This window comes from Thermococcus alcaliphilus, from assembly GCF_024054535.1.
GTDB lineage: Archaea > Methanobacteriota_B > Thermococci > Thermococcales > Thermococcaceae > Thermococcus_A > Thermococcus_A alcaliphilus.
On the sequence record NZ_JAMXLV010000018.1, the window covers coordinates 109434 to 124862 of the forward strand.

Here is a 15429-nt window from a genome sequence, read left to right on the forward strand (position 1 = left end):
GCTTTTTCGTTAACTTGAAAGTGATTTCGAAAAATTTATGTAGGGCTTTGAGCGCTTTAAGGAGTGCGGACTGAAGGTGGAGATTCTCGAGGGATAGATTGGGATTTGTATAAATTAAAGAAATCAAAGAAAATAAAGTTCAGCTCTCAACCTTCTCAATTCCTATCTTTGCCTCAACTTCCGGCCACTCGACAACGTAGCCCTTAGCTTCTTCGAACCTAACATCAACCGCCCTTGTTTCTCCCTTTATGTAGTCAAGCATATTCTGCAAGAGCTCTTTGTTTTCTTCAGTTGTTTCAATATACACCATTATCCTATCGTTGACGTCTAAATCGAGGTGCTTTCTCATTTCCTGTATCCTTCTTACGAACTCTCTTGCAAGCCCTTCCATCATGAGCTCCCTTGTGAGTGTCTTGTCAACAAATACCTTGCCGTGATCGAATTCTTCTCCTACAAGGAAGTCCGGGAGTTCTTCCTCAACTACAATGTGCTCCCTCTCAATTGTAAACTCCTTACCCTCTATCTCCACTTTCAGCTTTCCTTGCATGAGCTTCTCATAAAGCTCCCTGTCGTTTTGCTCGTCGATCCATTTTGCAATCAGCTTCGCATCTCCCTTGAAGTGAGGCCCAAGTTTAGCGAAGTTGGGCTTTACTCTTATTTCCCTCTCAACCTTGGCAACCTTGACTTCCTTAGCATTGAGCTGGTCTTTGAGGAGGTAGTTAAGTCTTTCAACGGCTTTCTTTGTTGTTTCGTCCTCGGTCTCTATGAGTATCTGCCTCACAGGATAACGGAGCTTTATCTTTGCCCTTTGTCTTGCCGCAGAGCCAGCCTCTACTATCCTTCTCACTATCTCCATTTCCCTTTCGAGCTCTTCATCAACCCAGCTCTCGTCTTTCTTCGGCCAGTCTTCGAGGTGGACGCTCTCCTTTCCGCTGAACGGTCTTATGAGGTTCTGGTAAATTTCCTCGGTGATGTAAGGTGTAAATGGTGCCATTAATCTAAGCAGAACGTCGAACACCTTCCACAATGTCCAATAAGCGGCAAGCTTATCTGGGTCGTCTTTCTCAATCCAGAGCCTCTTCCTTATGAGCCTTACATACCACCTGCTTAAGTCCTCTATCACAAAGTACTCTATTGCCCTCGTTGCCCTTGTGAGGTAGAATGTCTCTATTCCATCTTCCACAGCATCTATGAGAGTGTTGACTCTTGAAAGTATCCACCTGTCCTCTTCCCTAAATGGAAGAGCCTCCGGATTGACCTTTGTGGGGTCGAACTTGTCCAGGCTCATGTATGTTGAAGCCAATATGTAGACGTTCCAGAGGATGTTGAGCATTCTCTTAACCTGTGCAAGCCCCTTCCAGCTGAACCTTAGGTTCTCCCAAGGAGTCGTCGCCCAGAGCATGTAGAATCTAAACGGATCTCTTCCTTCCTTCTGGACAACTTCTTCTGGCCTTATTATGTTCCCAAGACTCTTGCTCATCTTATCTCCCTTTTCGTCCAAAACATAGCCATGCATTGCAACCTTCTTGTACGGAACGGTGTCAAACGCAACAACACTTGCCGCCTGCTGGGAGTAGAACCACTTTGTAACCTGGTCTTCTCCCTCAACTATGAAATCTGCAGGCCAAAGCCTTTCGAAGAGGTCTTTCCTCCTTGGATAGTCAAGAGAAGCCCAGCTCGCTATTCCACTGTCAAACCATACATCGAGAACGTCTTTGACCCTCCTCATGTCCCCTCCACACTTGGGACATCTGAGTACTATCGTATCTACCCACGGTTTGTGGAGGTCTACTTCATGGAAGTCCTTCTCTATTGGCTCCTTGCTCATCTCTTTGAGCTCATCGAATGAACCAACCACATGAACGTTGCCACAGCTCTCACATACCCATATTGGTAGGGGTATTCCCCAATACCTCTGTCTTGAGATACACCAATCTCCGCTGTTCATGACTCCGTTGTCGTACCTTATCTTTACCCAATCCGGATACCAGGTGACGTTCTTGTCGTTTTCTTCTATTATCTTATCTTTAACTTTGCTTATCTTAAGGAACCACTGGTCTGTTGCTCTAAATATCAGCGGCGTCTTACAGCGCCAGCAGTGTGGGTATTTGTGCTCTATTGTCCCCGCTTTCACAAGGAGGCCTTTTTCCTTTAGATACTCAATTATCTCAGGATCAGCATCTTTAACGAACTTGCCTTGCCACTTCCCTTCGACGTATCTTCCTTCATCGTCGAGAGGTGAGTAGATTGGTAGGCCATACTGTTTTCCTATCTCAAAGTCTTCTTCACCGTGTCCCGGGGCGGTGTGAACTAATCCGGTACCCTCACCAAGGGTCACATGCTCTCCTAATATTACGCGGTGAGCCCACTCGTATTTCTCTCTAAATTCCTTCTGCCTTGGGTACTCCTCCAAAAACGGATGCACATACCTTATGCCCTCAAGCTCTTCGCCCTTGAATTCCTCCACGATCTCTCCTTTGGCACCAGCTTCGTGGAGAACCCTCTCAACTAACGCCTTCGCTATTATCCAGTACTCTTCCTTTCCATCAAGGAATACCTTCACTTTTGCATACTCGTATTCAGGGTGAACTGTAACGGCTAGGTTAGCCGGTAAAGTCCATGGTGTAGTTGTCCAGATGAGGAGGTACTCGTTTTCTTTTCCTTCTACCGGGAACTTTACGTATATGCTTGGATCTTCCCTTATTTTGTATTCTCCCCTAACTTCGTGTTCAGCCAAAGCAGTTTCACATCTGGGGCACCAGTGGAGAACCCTCTGATCCTTCTCTAAAAGTCCCTTTTCCCATGCTTTCTTTAAAGTAAACCAAGCTGATTCTATATACTCGTTCTTGATTGTCATGTATGGGTTATCCCAGTCCATCCAAACTCCGAGCATTTTAAACTGCTCTGTCATGATCTTGAGATTAGTCAGAGCGAACTCCCTACACTTCTTTATGAAGTTTTCAACACCAACTTTCTCCTCTATATCCTTTTTGTATTTCAACCCAAGGGCTTGCTCAACTTTAACCTCTATTGGCAAGCCATGCATGTCAAAGCCCGGTTGCCTTCTAACGTTATAGCCCTGCATGGTTCTGAATCTTATCACCATATCCTTGATTATTTTGTTCCATGCAGTGCCCAAGTGTATGGCACCGCTTACATATGGTGGTCCATCAAGAAAATAGTAGTCCAGACCGTCTTCTCTTGCTTTTTTCACCTTGTTGTAGACGTCATTTTCTTTCCAGAATGCTTCTATTTTTTCCTCTAAGACTTGTGGATTATACTCCCTCATCTCTGGCTCCTTTATCATCTCAAAAACCTCCTGGGATTTGTAGAATAGACTAGGTTAGCAGAATAGCCCAAGGAATCATGGGCAAAATGCAAAGCGAAGGATAAAACACTCCCCCCTCATGGGCATCGGTCAAAATTGTGGAGTTCTATTTATAAATCTTTTGCCAAGATTGAAATAAAGAGGGAAAGAAAGGAAAAGTCAACTCTTCTCCTCTATGGTTCTTTCCTCTTCTGGTTCCCCTTTTCTCCTGCTCTCGTTCTTTATAACCTGGATAACGTAATCTATGAACTTTCTGACTTCCTCTAAATCCTCTTCAGGGATATCCTGAATCTTTTTGTTCTTTGTTTTGTATGTGAGCAGTTTTAAGAGTGCTAATCTCCCAAGTGCTGTTTTTGTACTTATTTCGCCTTCTTTCCAATCATGCCATATAGCGTTTGCTATGCCATAGAATTCTGGTATGCTATCCAACCCCGGATCACCAACATCCAGTACTTCTTTACCGAGATACTTGTACCTCTTTTCCTTCTCCTCCTTTGTGAACTCTTTTAATTTTTCTCTAATGTACTGGTGCACCATCCACACCACCTCCAAAAATACGTTGTCCTCAATGTTTATTAACTTTTTGTTTCTAAAACTTGGGGATAATCTTATAAGCCCCAATAAGACACATATCTACACATTAATACAGTGGTGAAAACAATGAATGAACTCCTCTACCTTTTGCTCTCCTTCGGAATTATAATAGGATTCATAAGACTAAAGGTGAATATCGGGCTTTCTATATTCCTAGGCTCCCTTCTGCTTGGAGTTCTCTTTGGATTAAAGCCAAGAGATCTTGTACTTTCCCTCTACGTATCTTCCACCGAGTGGCAGACCTTAAGGCTCATCCTGATTATAGTCTCTATAATGGCTCTAACGAGCATCTTTTCCCAAATCGGGTACCTCAAAATAATGGAGAGAGCAGCTAAAGAGCTGTTTCCAAGTGAAAAGTACTCTTTAGCCACACTCCCGGCGTTAATAGGGCTAATGCCAATGCCTGCTGGAGCTCTTGTTTCTGCTCCCATGATAGAGACCGTGGCTGACAAGCTCAACATTTCCCCAGAGAAAAAGACCATCATTAATTACTGGTTCAGGCATATATGGGAGCACTCTTGGCCAATGTATCAGGCGATAATAATTGCCTCGGCAATTTTAAGCATCTCTGTAAGAGAATTCAGCAGCAAGATGTTTCCCCTAACAATACTTATGGCACTGATTGGATATCTTTTCTTTCTTAGGCCTATAAAATCAGCTAAGGATGAAAAAGGAGACATAAAAGAAGGGCTGAAGTTGTTCCTTAAAAGCACGTATCCGATAATTGTGATCATCTTTATCTCAATTGTTCTCGGCTATGACATGGTTTATGGGGCATTTATAGGATTTCTATCAGCTTTGATACCCCATTTTAGGAGAATAAACAAAGGGGAAATTATAAAATACGCCTTACAGCCAAAAATAATATTTCTTCTGCTTTCGGTCATGTATTTCAAAAAGCTTCTTGAAGTCACAGGAGCCGTTGAAGCCCTTCCAAGGATTATCTTAGAGTTAAACCTCCCAATAATGGCAGTAATAGTTTTAACTCCCTTTTTAGTTGGATTGATGACCGGCATAAGCTTCGCTTATGTGGGAATGACCTTCCCGTTGCTAGCACCGTTTTTTGGGAGCTTTGATAAAATTGCACTCGCGTATTTGAGCGGCTACATGGGGATGCTCTTCAGCCCGGTTCACTTATGCTTAGTCTTCTCCGCAGAATACTACAAAGCCGACCTAGGAAAGGTTTACAGAGCGATGCTGATTCCTGGATTGGCCCTCTTCCTTCTCGGAGTTCTCTATATTTCTTTCCTCTAAACACCAGAAATGCTCTCTAAGTTCTTTAAGCCTTTTCTTTCCTATTCCCCTTACTTTTTGCAGTTCCTCAATACTGCCATAGGGTCGATTCCTAATTATGCGCCAAGCTAAAACCTTTCCAATACCTTTTACTCCCAAAAGAACATCCTCGGGGGCTAAGTTTATCTCATGGTTCATCCTCTCCCAGAGAGGATCGCCAGCAAATGCCCTTTTTTCATCTTCCAGTGCCTTTTTGTGTGCTTCTTCTACACTGCATCCCTCAGCTCGATGCTTTATCTCTCTCAACTCATGATAGAGAATATAACGTTCATACGGTCTCAAAAGCTCAGATATCCAAATTTCATTGAGGGGAATTCCAAGCTTATCTGCCGCCGGTGGATAGATGAGTTTTCCCTGATAGACTACTCTGTAGCATGCATTGTATTCTTTGATGAGCTCATGGGACACGTACTTCACGCGATAGCCCAGTTTTGCAATTTCCTCTTTAACGTTCGTCTCAGCCCACCAATAAAAACTCCCTTTAGGGGTTTTAAGAATTATGGATGTAAGGCAAAGATGTTATATAGGTAGGACACTTAAATAGTAAGGGGGACTACATGAACCACACACTACTACTCCTAGGACAGATATCCAGTCTCTCTGCAAAAATAGCCGGAGCTCTATTTCTCGCTTACATTTACTGGAAACACAGACGAAAGCCCGCCCTCTGTTGGTCTCTCTCTTGGATAGCTGCTGCTTCTTCAATACTCTCCGACATAACCGGAAACATGTACATTGTTTCACTATCGGAGGCATTCTGGGCAATGTTCCTATTCTATGGCACAATCTTGCTACTGGAAGAGGAGGGAATCACAAACAGAGAAGTAGGGGTTCTGTCGATAATTCCCGTCATAACAAGCCTATATGGCATTCTAATAGGCAATTTGGGTCGCTCCTCTGATTGGTTTGCACTTCTAGGTCTGCCCTATGCAGTCTCGGCACTCTTTATAACCTCTTCTGGACTTATGATACTCTTTCTCAGAAAGCTCTATGACAGCAAGGCATTGTATTTAGGGGGCGTTATTACACTCTACGGTCTTCACGAGCTTGATTATCCTGTTTTGAGACTTGTTGAGTGGTTCGCCCCAATAGGGTTTGCCCTCGGAGCAATATTTAGCATTCTATCTGCATACGTCATGATAAAATTCGTCTTTACAGAAGAGTTCATAAGAATTGAGAGGCCCCCAGTGGAGATGTATCTTAAGCCGGGAGTGATGATAATCAAGCCTGAGGAGTACAATACAATAAAAGAGAAGCTCGAAAAAGTGCCTGTATTGGCATTTGTTAGAAGTCTGCATGTACCTGAGAGCTGGAATGCTTTCTTCATAACGACCACCGGAGAGAGAAATTCCATATTCCCCACTGATCTGGCAAAAATCGTCGATATAACAGTTAGATATCTAAGAGAAGCGAAGGAAAAGGGATTTGAAGGAATAATTGTTATAGACTGTCCAGAATACTTAAAAACATACAACGGCTTTGAAGCCCTCGTAAAATTCCTTGCTTCTCTAAAGGATTTCACGCTTTTATACAACGGGGTTCTAATTCTGGTAATTGAGGAGGAAGCTTGGGAAAAAAGAGAGCTTAAAATCCTAAAAAGAGTTCTCACCTGATTCCAAAGATTTATAACTTTCCATTATTCAATCTCAAGAGGTGAAAGGATGGGGATTGATAACATAATCGCAAAGCTGGCATCAGTTGGAGCTGATCTCAGTACTAGAAATGCAGTAAGAATGGCGCTCTCTCTGATAAGCGAGGATGAAGAGCTTACAGACCAAATCTACGTAGAGATAAAGAACAAAGCGTACAAAGAAGACTTTGCAAAGGTGCCTGTTGAAAAGAGAGCTGTTTTCATCCCCCAGTGTTTAAGGAACGTGAAAGAATGCCCCGCAGAGTTTGGCGAATATGGGTGGAAATGCACAAAGTGTGGAAAGTGTTCAATTGGCGATATAATTGAATACGGAGAAAAGCTCGGTTACAAACAATTCTACATAGTCCCAGGTGGGAGCTTGGTAAAAAAGATATTAAAGGAGAAAGTCCCTAAAGGAGAGATAAAGGCTGCACTGGGGATAGCATGCTGGCCTGAGCTTGCAGAAGCCAATGAGAAGCTTTCCATACTAAAAATTCCACTCCAAGCAGTGCCCCTACTAAGGGCAGGATGTATAAATACCTTAGTTGACCTTGAAAGGGTCAGGATGGCCTTGGAAGTTGGCCTTACACAAGAAAGCAAAAACCCAGCATTTTCCACAGACATGAATCCCCAACCGACTCCCTAATGACTTTCATTTCTTATTTCATTCCAGATCGCAGTCAAAATCAACAGAGCACCTAGATAACCTCTCAAGCTTAGAACTTCCCTGATAGTAAAAAATGCCGATATATGCCCAAAAATTGGTTCAGCGGAGTATATAAGAGCCGCTTTATGGGCTTTCGTTTCTTTCTGATACTTTACCTGAAGAGTGAAAGCAATTACCGTTGCAAAGACTCCCGTGTAAATAATACCAAGCCACGGAGTTATCCCTACCGGCAGTGCAAATCCCTCAAAAATCAAGGCATAAATTGTCGAAAACACAAAATTCCAAAATATCTGCCAAAAGGCAAGGCTGAGGTAATCTCTTTCCCCAAATTTCTGGACAAGGACTATCTGGAATGCAAATGAAATTGCACAAAGAACTGTCAACAGATCGCCATAGTTAAAACTTAAGCTCGCTCCCGAGATTAGATATAAACCAGCTATTGCAACACTTAAGGATAGAAAATCCCTTACCTTCAGCTTATCACCTAGAAGAAAATAAGCTATAAATGGAGTAAAGACTACGTAAAGGGAAGTTATAAAGGCGGAGTTGGATGCGGATGTGTATTTTAAACCCACTATCTGAAAACCATGCCCAAAAAAGAGGGTTGTTCCCAAAATAAACCCTTCAAAGAAGGTTTCGCTTTTCACAACTTTCTTTCTAAAAGCAAAGAGCATGAGAAGAGAAGCTATTCCAAAACGGTAAGCCAAAAATAGGACTGGGGGAATATAAGCAAGGCTAACTTTCATTGCTGGGAACGTGAAGCCCCATATGACCGTAATCCCAAGAAGAATTAGCTCTGCCCTTTTCATGCCCAAATCTAAACTCTCTCACTTTTTAAGCGTTTTCCTTTAGATATGGGTTTAAACGTTCTAATTTTCGTAACCCTTATATAAAATGAAAGCGTATCATTTTTGGTGATACTATGAGTGAGGAAGAAGCTTATGAAGTCCAAAAGGAGAGTGTTGAACGGATATGGATTCTGATAACTCCCGATAAGTGCAGTGGTTGTAGGCTGTGTGAAGTTGCCTGTTCCCTTGAGCACGAAGGAATCATCTGGCCAGAGGCATCAAGAATCAGGGTCTTTGAGCTTTTGCCCGGAGTTAACGTTCCACATACATGTGTTCAATGCCCGGACTACCCATGTGTAAATGCTTGCCCTACAAAAGCCCTTAGTGTTGATGAAAAAACAGGGGCAGTGCTTGTTGATGAAGCGAAGTGCATAGAGTGTGGGGCGTGTATAACAGCTTGCCCCGGAGATGTCCCGAGAATTCCAGTTGGTAAGGGAAGTGTGGTCATATGCGACCTCTGCGGGGGAAATCCGAAGTGTGTTGGAGTTTGCCATGAGGCTGGGCACGATGCCCTAAAGATTGTCACAGGAAACTACAGACCGATCTTCAGAACATTTGCAAAAGATCCCGTGGAAAAGAGCTCTGAGATAGCGAAAAAGGTCTTTGGAGAAGAGTTTCTGGGGTGAGTAAAATGTATGCATACACTGGGAAGCTCCTTGATGTTGACTTAACAAAGGAGGAGATTAAAGAAGTTGAGCTTGAGGAAGAAACTCTAAGGAAGTTCTATGGGGGAAGAGGACTTGGAACTTACCTCCTCTGGAAAGAGCTTGGAGACAAGTGGGAAAACATTGACCCTCTTGGCGAGGAAAACATTCTTCTAATCCTAAACGGACCTCTGACCGGTTACTACCCTGGCATGAAAACCGCCGTTGTTTCTAAATCCCCAGAGAGCAATGGTATTGTGGGGAGCGTTTTAAGCAGTGAGGTGGGATTAGAGCTCAAGGCATCGGGATACGATGGGATTATAATCAGAGGAAAGGCAAAAACGCCCGTTTATCTCTTCATTTACAACGATACTGTGGAAATAAGAGATGCATCCAAATACTGGGGCATGGGAGGCATTGAGCTTCATAAAACCCTCTTAAAGGAAGTGCACGAAGAGATAAGAAAAAAGGAAATGCTGAAAGGGATCCCCAAAGAGCCCGCAATGATGTACATAGGCAAAGGAGGAGAAAACAAGGTTCGCTTTGCTGCTATAATGACAAAGCTCATGCATGCCGCAGGTTACGGGGGCTATGGAGCTGTTATGGGGAGCAAGAACCTCAAAGCGATAGTTGTAAAGGGAAGCAAATCCCTTCCAGAAGTTTACGACAAAGAAAAAATGAAATCCCTCCTCAGAGAGTTCTGGAAGGAGCTCTTCTCAATGACCACATTTAGGGAATGGGGCACCGGAGCTGGAGGCTATAGTGTGGGACACGACCGCTCAAGCGAGCCGATAAGAAACTGGCAGGAGGAATATCATGACAACGAGGAGATAAGTGTCGTTAACTTCGAAAATAGGGCATGGATAAAGAAGTACTGGGCTGATTACGGATGTCCGGTGAACTGTATGAAAATCTCATATCTCCGTTACGGCGAATACAAGGGCTCAATAACGGATGCACCTGACTATGAGCTCCAAGCGTATATGGGAACCAACCTTGGAATATTTAAGCCCGAGAAGATCGTTTACCTATCATACCTTGTGGATGAACTTGGCTTAGATGGAATAAACGCCGGAAATACTTTAGGATTTGCAGCGGAGCTTTACCAGAGAGGGATCCTCACAAAGGAAGACATAGGATTTGAGCTCAAGTGGGGCGATGAAAAGGCATTTGCAAAGCTTTTACACCTAATAGCCGAGAAAGAGGGTATTGGAAAGATACTAGCCGAGGGCACTTACAGAGCAGCACTAAAGATCTCCGAGATGAAGAGAGTGGATGCAACAAAATATGCAGTTCACGTGAAAGGAATCGGAGTAGGAGCCCATGGAATAAGGAGCGAGCTTGACTACACAAAAGACATAAGCTATGCAGTCTCAGTCCAAGGAGGGGATCACACTTCAACCGCTGGCCTTCCAGCAAGGAGCTATGAGGGAGAAATGGTAAATGCGTTCTATGACTCAGCGGTTGTGTGTATGTTTGTCACAAGGCCCGGATTTGAGAGAATTCTAGAATTTGGAAATGCTTTGACAGGGTTTGACATAACCCCAGAGCAGTGGTTTAATGAAGTCGGCTTGAGGATAATCCACCTCCAGAGAATACTTTTACTCCTTGGTGGACCGGATGTATACTGGGATCCAAGAAAAGACGATGACAATCCACCAAGATTCTACGAACCACTACCAAGTGGGCCAGTTAGAGGAAAAGCACCCAGCAGGGAGGAGATAAAATCAAAGATCAGACAGTACTACGAGGAAATTGGTTACGACGAAAATGGAATTCCAAAAGAGGAAGTCCTTGAAGAACTCGGCTTAAGCGAGGCAAAGAGGGAAGTTAGGAGAATTAAAAAGCGTCTAAACCTTTAACCTTTTCTTTCAAACTTTTGGTTTTGATGAACTTTTTAAGGCTTTATTGTCAAAAAATATGCGGTGATTGTTATGGTAGAGTACAAAGACATGACAATCAAAGTTGTAGGGGAAAGGCTTTCTCCAACAAAAATGAAGGTCAAAGCCGGGAATTTTGAGATTACAATAGACAAACTCGGTGGGGAAGCTCCAAGCCCATTAGATTACACCCTTGCAGCCCTTGCAGGATGTCTAAATATTGTCGCGACCCTTGTAGCCAAGGACATGGGGATAGAAATTGAAGACCTGAGTGTTGAAGTTGAAGGTGTCTTTAATCCTGGAAAGCTCTACGGCAAAGGAACTCAAAGAGCCGGCTACAAAGAGATCAAGGCCAAAATTAAAGTGAAGACTGATGCTGATGAAGAGACCCTCAAGAAGTGGCTTGAACAAGTTGAGGAACGTTGTCCAGTTAGCGATAATCTAGCCAACCCCACTCCAACAAAGGTTGAATTTGAGAAGTGCTGAAAGTTTTTAAGCTTTTGTCTTTATCCTTTTCTGGTGAAGTTAATGTGGCGTGAAAAGCTTAAGCAGGGGTTCCTTGAAAACGACAAGCTCATGATTGAGCTCAGCATAGGGGGAGAATGTGGGGAATGGTTCCCGAGCTTGGCTTTGTATGACAAAGAAAACGATAGCTGGTACTACTTCGACAACGACATCCCCCCTGGAGCCACTGAGGAGGAGGCACTAGAAAATGCCATCGAATTCTTTGAAAAAATGATTATAGGCTTGGAAAAGTGCAAAATAAAGATTTCACCTCTGAAAGAAGCCCCTGAGGAGATATATCTAAAGTTTAAGCAGTTCCTGGAGGAACTCAAGAATGAAGATAAAGGTTAGGCTCTATGGCGAGCTTGCTCTAAAACATGGTGCGGAGGTTGAGCTAGAGGTTAAAGAAGGAGCCAGGGTTAGAGATGTCCTCAAAATTTTGAAAATAAGTGATTCAGAGCATCATTTAATTTTGAATGAAAGAAAAGTTTCAAAAGACCACCCACTAAGCGATGGAGATACCTTAAAGGTTCTTCCGGTAGTTTATGGGGGTTAACCCTCTCCCAGTCCAACATCTTCTCCAAAAGTGAGCGTCAGGTAAAGTTCCACCAAGCCTTTCTCGATGTTCTCCAAGATTTTCTCTTCAAGCTTTTCAATCTCATCTGTAGAAAGGTACCTTCCCTCCTCCAAAACCTTTATTTTCCAATTTTGCCTGTCGAATACGATTGTCATCTCCTCCACTATAAGGGGGATGTACCTTATTCTAATCCCATAAAGCTCTTCTGCATAACCCGCTTTCCGATTTATATCCTCTAGATATGGTTTTAGCTTTTCCATAAAACCACCGCAACTCTTAATACCTCTCTCGACTTTAAACCTTTAGGGTGATATAATGTACCAGAAGTTTGGATACCATTTTCATGCTTATCAACCCGGTGATCTAATCTATATCCACGATGGCTCTGGGTGGGATCCGATAAAATATTCAGAGCGATTAAGCCCAGTGTCCCTAAAAATAAGGGATATAGAAGTGAAATCCAGGAACTGGACAAGAACCGTTATTAAAGCATATGAATACACCAGCGATGCCTTAGGATCTCTAAAATCCGGATGCGTGAGTGTTGATTTTGAGCCCTTCACACTTTACATGATCCTAAGATATAAACCAAAGATATACGCGGAAATAGTCGATCTGCTCATGAACAAAGTGGAACCGGTTCCAACAACGCCTTTTCATCCAATAATGCCCCACCTCAGCACTTTTGAACAGGAAATTCTTGCGAGAATCTCCTTCGATTTCTATGAACACTTTATCAAAGACAAGGATGTTGTTGGGTATTGGCTTCCCGAGAACGTTATCACTAAAGAAACTGCCAAAATTGTTGCCGAATCAACACAAAAGGAGATAGTGTTCCTTCTGGACGAGCGGCAGTTTGTTGGCCTTCACTTTCCCCAAGCAAAGTTCTCCTGCAACACATACAAATGCGACGATAAAATAGGATACGTCTTTGGAAGGGATCACCAGCTGAGCGATGCTTTTGCATTCAACACACTTGACGTTGATGGCCTTGTGAGGGCTGTTGTAGAAGGTAGAATAGATGTTTTCAAAGAGAACTCTGAGATTCCCTATTTGGTTTACCTCGCAAGCGATCTTGAGGCTTTGCTGAGCAACCCACAGCAGCTGGACAAGTTCATCAGCTGGGTTACAAAACTTGAGGAAAAAGGAGTTGAAACAATAAACGCAGTGGAGTTCATTAGAAAGAAGAGAAATGGGGAGTTCAAAAGGTTAGAAGGAGAGTGCAGTGAGCACTTTAGAATCAACGTCAAGGACTACTCGAGCTGGAGTGATTATTACGATCTCAGCATAGACGGAAGGACGAGTGACATCAGATGGCTCGGCATGAGAAGAGAAGACGGCAGAGTAATTAACCGTGTCTACAAAGGGAAGAAGGTTTCACAGCTTTGGAAGTATGCCTTTACAAAGCTGTTCAGAGAACTAAATAGAAGCATACGCTTTGGTGTTATTGATTTGATTCACAAGTACCTCCCAGAGGCGAGCATAGAAGATATAAAGGAATTTCTGGTGAGATATGCGAGAATATTCTTTAGAGAACACTACGAATACTTTGAGATGGATACAACGGTGGAATACATAATGGAACCGCTTAAAGACCTTGATCCAACGCTTGCTTTAAGATTGGGAAGGATATACTACATAATGCTGCTCGCCAACCACTCAGATCCCAGGTTCTGGGAGAACATCGACACAAGGGTAACATTTGAGAACGTCTCCGCGATCAGCAAGGCACTTATAGAACTCATGAAGGTTTATATTGATGAGAACATGCACGAGAGAGCCAACTACATCCTCCTCGAATACATGAAGCTTCTTGCTTTCCCCCAGCTCTACTACGACTACGAACTTTTCAAGATGCCCGGGCTTGAAGGATGGGAGACAAGTGAAAAAGCTTGGTTCGATAGCCTAAAAAGCGAGGTTCCAAACTGTGATTACAATGTAATAACAAGGGCAGCCCTCTACGTTGGAAACGAAGACCTCCCAGAGGACATAAGAAACGCCCTAGAAGTTCTCTATGATATGAAAAAAGCGGTGGCAGATACAGGCCATATCTCCGGAGAAATGCACGGAAACTGGGAAAACAAGGAATGGTGCGAGCATAGGGCAAAGGTTTAGCCCTTTATGTTCCATTTTTCTTTGCTGAGAAAGAGATAAGCCTCTTCCTCAAGTTCTGGAGGAACGAAGTTGATTAAAATTTCTGCATTTTTTATAACCTCTCTCAAGTTTTTGCCAAGGGCAACTTGGTTTTTGATGAGAAGGTCTTCGATAACGTCCACTATGCTTTCCTTAACCTCTTTCTCAGAATAAAGCCTCTTTCCCCTTATCCATACTTTTTGGTTCTTTGTGTAAAAATCAAGCGCCCTCTCGCTCAAGAACTCTGGTCCGGGTTTTAAAATTACTCTTGGCCTCTCCACCCTATCGACTTCAAGCATGATGAACGCCTTCTCAGTGTATCCCCAGTTTAAGTCAAAAACTTCAAAACCTTCCCTTTTCAGGCTCTTCTCAAACCCCTTCGCACTTCTCTCCAGCTGAGGAAGGAGAACATCATCCACGAGCTCGGGCTTTGGGAAGAGGAGAGTAACCAGATTTGTGCCTTTTTTCTTGAGCAAGGCCTTATAATCACCAGCTTTTGCTTTTGATGGAAAGAAAAACTCAATTCCCGGCTTTTCGACAAATTCTTTCGCTTTAAAATAAAACACTCCAAACTTTTCCCAGCTAAGAGAAGAAGCAACGTTTCTTCTGGGATCAACGGGGTCTATAACAATTAAGGGGCTTTCCCTTTCTCTTTCCACAGTTTTGTACGCTATTTCTGGCTCCTTCTTTAACCATCCCTCAAGGTCTATTATTTTGCTCTTCCCCAAGAACTCGACGTTCTCAAGCAGGTTCATAAAGGAACCGTATTTTATTATCAAAAGCTCCGTTAAGTAACCAGAGAAGCCTCTAACATAAACTTCACTGCCATATGCATTTATCCCTTTCAGAAACTTCTTGAGAAGCCTTACCTCGTCGTTTCTCCCGTTTAAGTGCTTTATCACCCACTCGGTGTGGAGTAGGGATCTATCTACCGCCGTCTTTACTTCTCTCCAGCTTTTCACATTGTAGCAAGGTACAATGTCCACATCAAAACCCTTGTAAAAAGCTCTTACGTATGGATGTTCAGCGTAGGCTATTTCGTAACTCTCAAGTCTCTTACCGATGGCCTTCCCCAGCTCTAGCCCTATTTTCCTCAGCTCCTCAAGCGGAACTTCAAGGGGAAATGCCAAAAAAAGATCCACATCGTGGTCTCCGGATAGATAGGTGTCCTTCGCTATTGAGCCCACCAAACGAGGGGTAACCTCTAAGTCCTTTTTCCCTATTTCTTCTTCTGCAATCTCAACTATTTCCCGGGTTACAGCATTGACTAAGGCTCTCTCCTCCTCCGATGGCTCTATCCTCTCCAAAACTTCCTTCAGCAGTTCCATCAA

14 protein-coding genes and 1 pseudogene are annotated in these 15429 nt (G+C 43.3%); 9 read left to right on the forward strand and 6 right to left on the reverse strand.

All coding sequences use genetic code 11. The features are described 5' to 3' along the window. Positions 1–139: 139 nt before the first annotated feature. Both ileS and NF859_RS03335 read right to left on the reverse strand, forming a co-directional pair. Positions 140–3307 (reverse strand): isoleucine--tRNA ligase, encoded by a 3168-nt coding sequence (gene ileS, locus NF859_RS03330; protein WP_252742999.1) that lies wholly within the window; start codon positions 3305–3307, stop codon positions 140–142. A 180-nt stretch (positions 3308–3487) separates the two neighbouring features. After that, the gene (locus NF859_RS03335) at positions 3488–3865 is read right to left on the reverse strand and encodes a hypothetical protein (RefSeq protein WP_252743000.1); all 378 of its coding nucleotides are present in this window, start codon (positions 3863–3865) and stop codon (positions 3488–3490) included. 123 nt (positions 3866–3988) lie between these two features. Between NF859_RS03335 and NF859_RS03340 the strand changes: the two genes are divergently transcribed. Beyond that, entirely contained in the window at positions 3989–5176 is a 1188-nt protein-coding gene (locus tag NF859_RS03340; RefSeq protein WP_252743001.1) for a TIGR00529 family membrane protein, read from the forward strand. Here the strand turns inward: NF859_RS03340 and NF859_RS10745 are convergent. Beyond that, positions 5135–5353: pseudogene (locus tag NF859_RS10745) on the reverse strand (ComEA family DNA-binding protein); the annotation flags it as partial. The gene NF859_RS03340 and the pseudogene NF859_RS10745 sit on opposite strands and share 42 nt — an antisense overlap. A gap of 419 nt (positions 5354–5772) precedes the next feature. On the opposite strand from NF859_RS10745, the gene NF859_RS03350 reads away from it, so the two are divergent. Further along, positions 5773–6828: a DUF835 domain-containing protein gene (locus NF859_RS03350; protein ID WP_252743003.1), complete on the forward strand. Its 1056-nt coding sequence runs from the start codon at positions 5773–5775 to the stop codon at positions 6826–6828. A gap of 48 nt (positions 6829–6876) precedes the next feature. Continuing rightward, complete coding sequence (locus NF859_RS03355; protein WP_252743004.1) at positions 6877–7491, forward strand: DUF116 domain-containing protein; 615 nt, start codon at positions 6877–6879, stop codon at positions 7489–7491. Here the strand turns inward: NF859_RS03355 and NF859_RS03360 are convergent. Continuing rightward, on the reverse strand, positions 7488–8321 hold the full coding sequence (locus NF859_RS03360; protein ID WP_252743005.1) for a DMT family transporter: 834 nt from the start codon (positions 8319–8321) through the stop codon (positions 7488–7490). The two genes, NF859_RS03355 and NF859_RS03360, sit on opposite strands and share 4 nt — an antisense overlap. Positions 8322–8434: 113 nt before the next feature. Here NF859_RS03360 and NF859_RS03365 point away from each other — a divergent pair, with 113 nt between their 5' ends. The 5 genes from NF859_RS03365 (at position 8435) to NF859_RS03385 (ending at position 11944) form a co-directional block, all read left to right on the forward strand. Beyond that, a complete protein-coding gene (locus tag NF859_RS03365) occupies positions 8435–8986 on the forward strand; it encodes an aliphatic sulfonate oxidoreductase polyferredoxin-like subunit (protein ID WP_252743006.1) in 552 nt (183 codons plus the stop codon). Positions 8987–8991: 5 nt separating this feature from the next. After that, a complete protein-coding gene (locus tag NF859_RS03370; protein WP_252743007.1) occupies positions 8992–10866 on the forward strand; it encodes an aliphatic sulfonate oxidoreductase WOR-like subunit in 1875 nt (624 codons plus the stop codon). Positions 10867–10938: 72 nt separating this feature from the next. After that, on the forward strand, positions 10939–11370 hold the full coding sequence (locus tag NF859_RS03375; RefSeq protein WP_252743008.1) for an OsmC family protein: 432 nt from the start codon (positions 10939–10941) through the stop codon (positions 11368–11370). 42 nt (positions 11371–11412) lie between these two features. Continuing rightward, entirely contained in the window at positions 11413–11739 is a 327-nt protein-coding gene (locus tag NF859_RS03380; protein WP_252743080.1) for a hypothetical protein, read from the forward strand. After that, on the forward strand, positions 11723–11944 hold the full coding sequence (locus NF859_RS03385) for a MoaD/ThiS family protein (RefSeq protein WP_252743009.1): 222 nt from the start codon (positions 11723–11725) through the stop codon (positions 11942–11944). Before NF859_RS03380 ends, NF859_RS03385 begins: the two co-directional genes overlap by 17 nt. On the opposite strand, the gene NF859_RS03390 is transcribed toward NF859_RS03385, so the two are convergent. Next, positions 11941–12225 (reverse strand): hypothetical protein, encoded by a 285-nt coding sequence (locus NF859_RS03390; protein ID WP_252743010.1) that lies wholly within the window; start codon positions 12223–12225, stop codon positions 11941–11943. The two genes, NF859_RS03385 and NF859_RS03390, sit on opposite strands and share 4 nt — an antisense overlap. Before the next feature lie 55 nt (positions 12226–12280). Here NF859_RS03390 and NF859_RS03395 point away from each other — a divergent pair, with 55 nt between their 5' ends. Further along, the gene (locus NF859_RS03395) at positions 12281–14080 is read left to right on the forward strand and encodes a polysaccharide deacetylase family protein (protein WP_252743011.1); all 1800 of its coding nucleotides are present in this window, start codon (positions 12281–12283) and stop codon (positions 14078–14080) included. On the opposite strand, the gene cca is transcribed toward NF859_RS03395, so the two are convergent. Continuing rightward, entirely contained in the window at positions 14077–15426 is a 1350-nt protein-coding gene (cca, locus tag NF859_RS03400) for a CCA tRNA nucleotidyltransferase (RefSeq protein WP_252743012.1), read from the reverse strand. The two genes, NF859_RS03395 and cca, sit on opposite strands and share 4 nt — an antisense overlap. Between the last annotated feature and the right edge of the window lie 3 nt (positions 15427–15429).

Excerpts from the sequence above, each read along its gene's own strand:
- ileS (WP_252742999.1), bottom strand. The coding sequence starts at position 3,307 with ATGATAAAGGAGCCAGAGATGAGGGAGTATAATCCACAAGTCTTAGAG.
- NF859_RS03335 (WP_252743000.1), bottom strand. The coding sequence starts at position 3,865 with ATGGTGCACCAGTACATTAGAGAAAAATTAAAAGAGTTCACAAAGGAG.
- NF859_RS03340 (WP_252743001.1), top strand. The coding sequence starts at position 3,989 with ATGAATGAACTCCTCTACCTTTTGCTCTCCTTCGGAATTATAATAGGA.
- NF859_RS03350 (WP_252743003.1), top strand. The coding sequence starts at position 5,773 with ATGAACCACACACTACTACTCCTAGGACAGATATCCAGTCTCTCTGCA.
- NF859_RS03355 (WP_252743004.1), top strand. The coding sequence starts at position 6,877 with ATGGGGATTGATAACATAATCGCAAAGCTGGCATCAGTTGGAGCTGAT.
- NF859_RS03360 (WP_252743005.1), bottom strand. The coding sequence starts at position 8,321 with ATGAAAAGGGCAGAGCTAATTCTTCTTGGGATTACGGTCATATGGGGC.
- NF859_RS03365 (WP_252743006.1), top strand. The coding sequence starts at position 8,435 with ATGAGTGAGGAAGAAGCTTATGAAGTCCAAAAGGAGAGTGTTGAACGG.
- NF859_RS03370 (WP_252743007.1), top strand. The coding sequence starts at position 8,992 with ATGTATGCATACACTGGGAAGCTCCTTGATGTTGACTTAACAAAGGAG.
- NF859_RS03375 (WP_252743008.1), top strand. The coding sequence starts at position 10,939 with ATGGTAGAGTACAAAGACATGACAATCAAAGTTGTAGGGGAAAGGCTT.
- NF859_RS03380 (WP_252743080.1), top strand. The coding sequence starts at position 11,413 with ATGTGGCGTGAAAAGCTTAAGCAGGGGTTCCTTGAAAACGACAAGCTC.
- NF859_RS03385 (WP_252743009.1), top strand. The coding sequence starts at position 11,723 with ATGAAGATAAAGGTTAGGCTCTATGGCGAGCTTGCTCTAAAACATGGT.
- NF859_RS03390 (WP_252743010.1), bottom strand. The coding sequence starts at position 12,225 with ATGGAAAAGCTAAAACCATATCTAGAGGATATAAATCGGAAAGCGGGT.
- NF859_RS03395 (WP_252743011.1), top strand. The coding sequence starts at position 12,281 with ATGTACCAGAAGTTTGGATACCATTTTCATGCTTATCAACCCGGTGAT.
- cca (WP_252743012.1), bottom strand. The coding sequence starts at position 15,426 with ATGGAACTGCTGAAGGAAGTTTTGGAGAGGATAGAGCCATCGGAGGAG.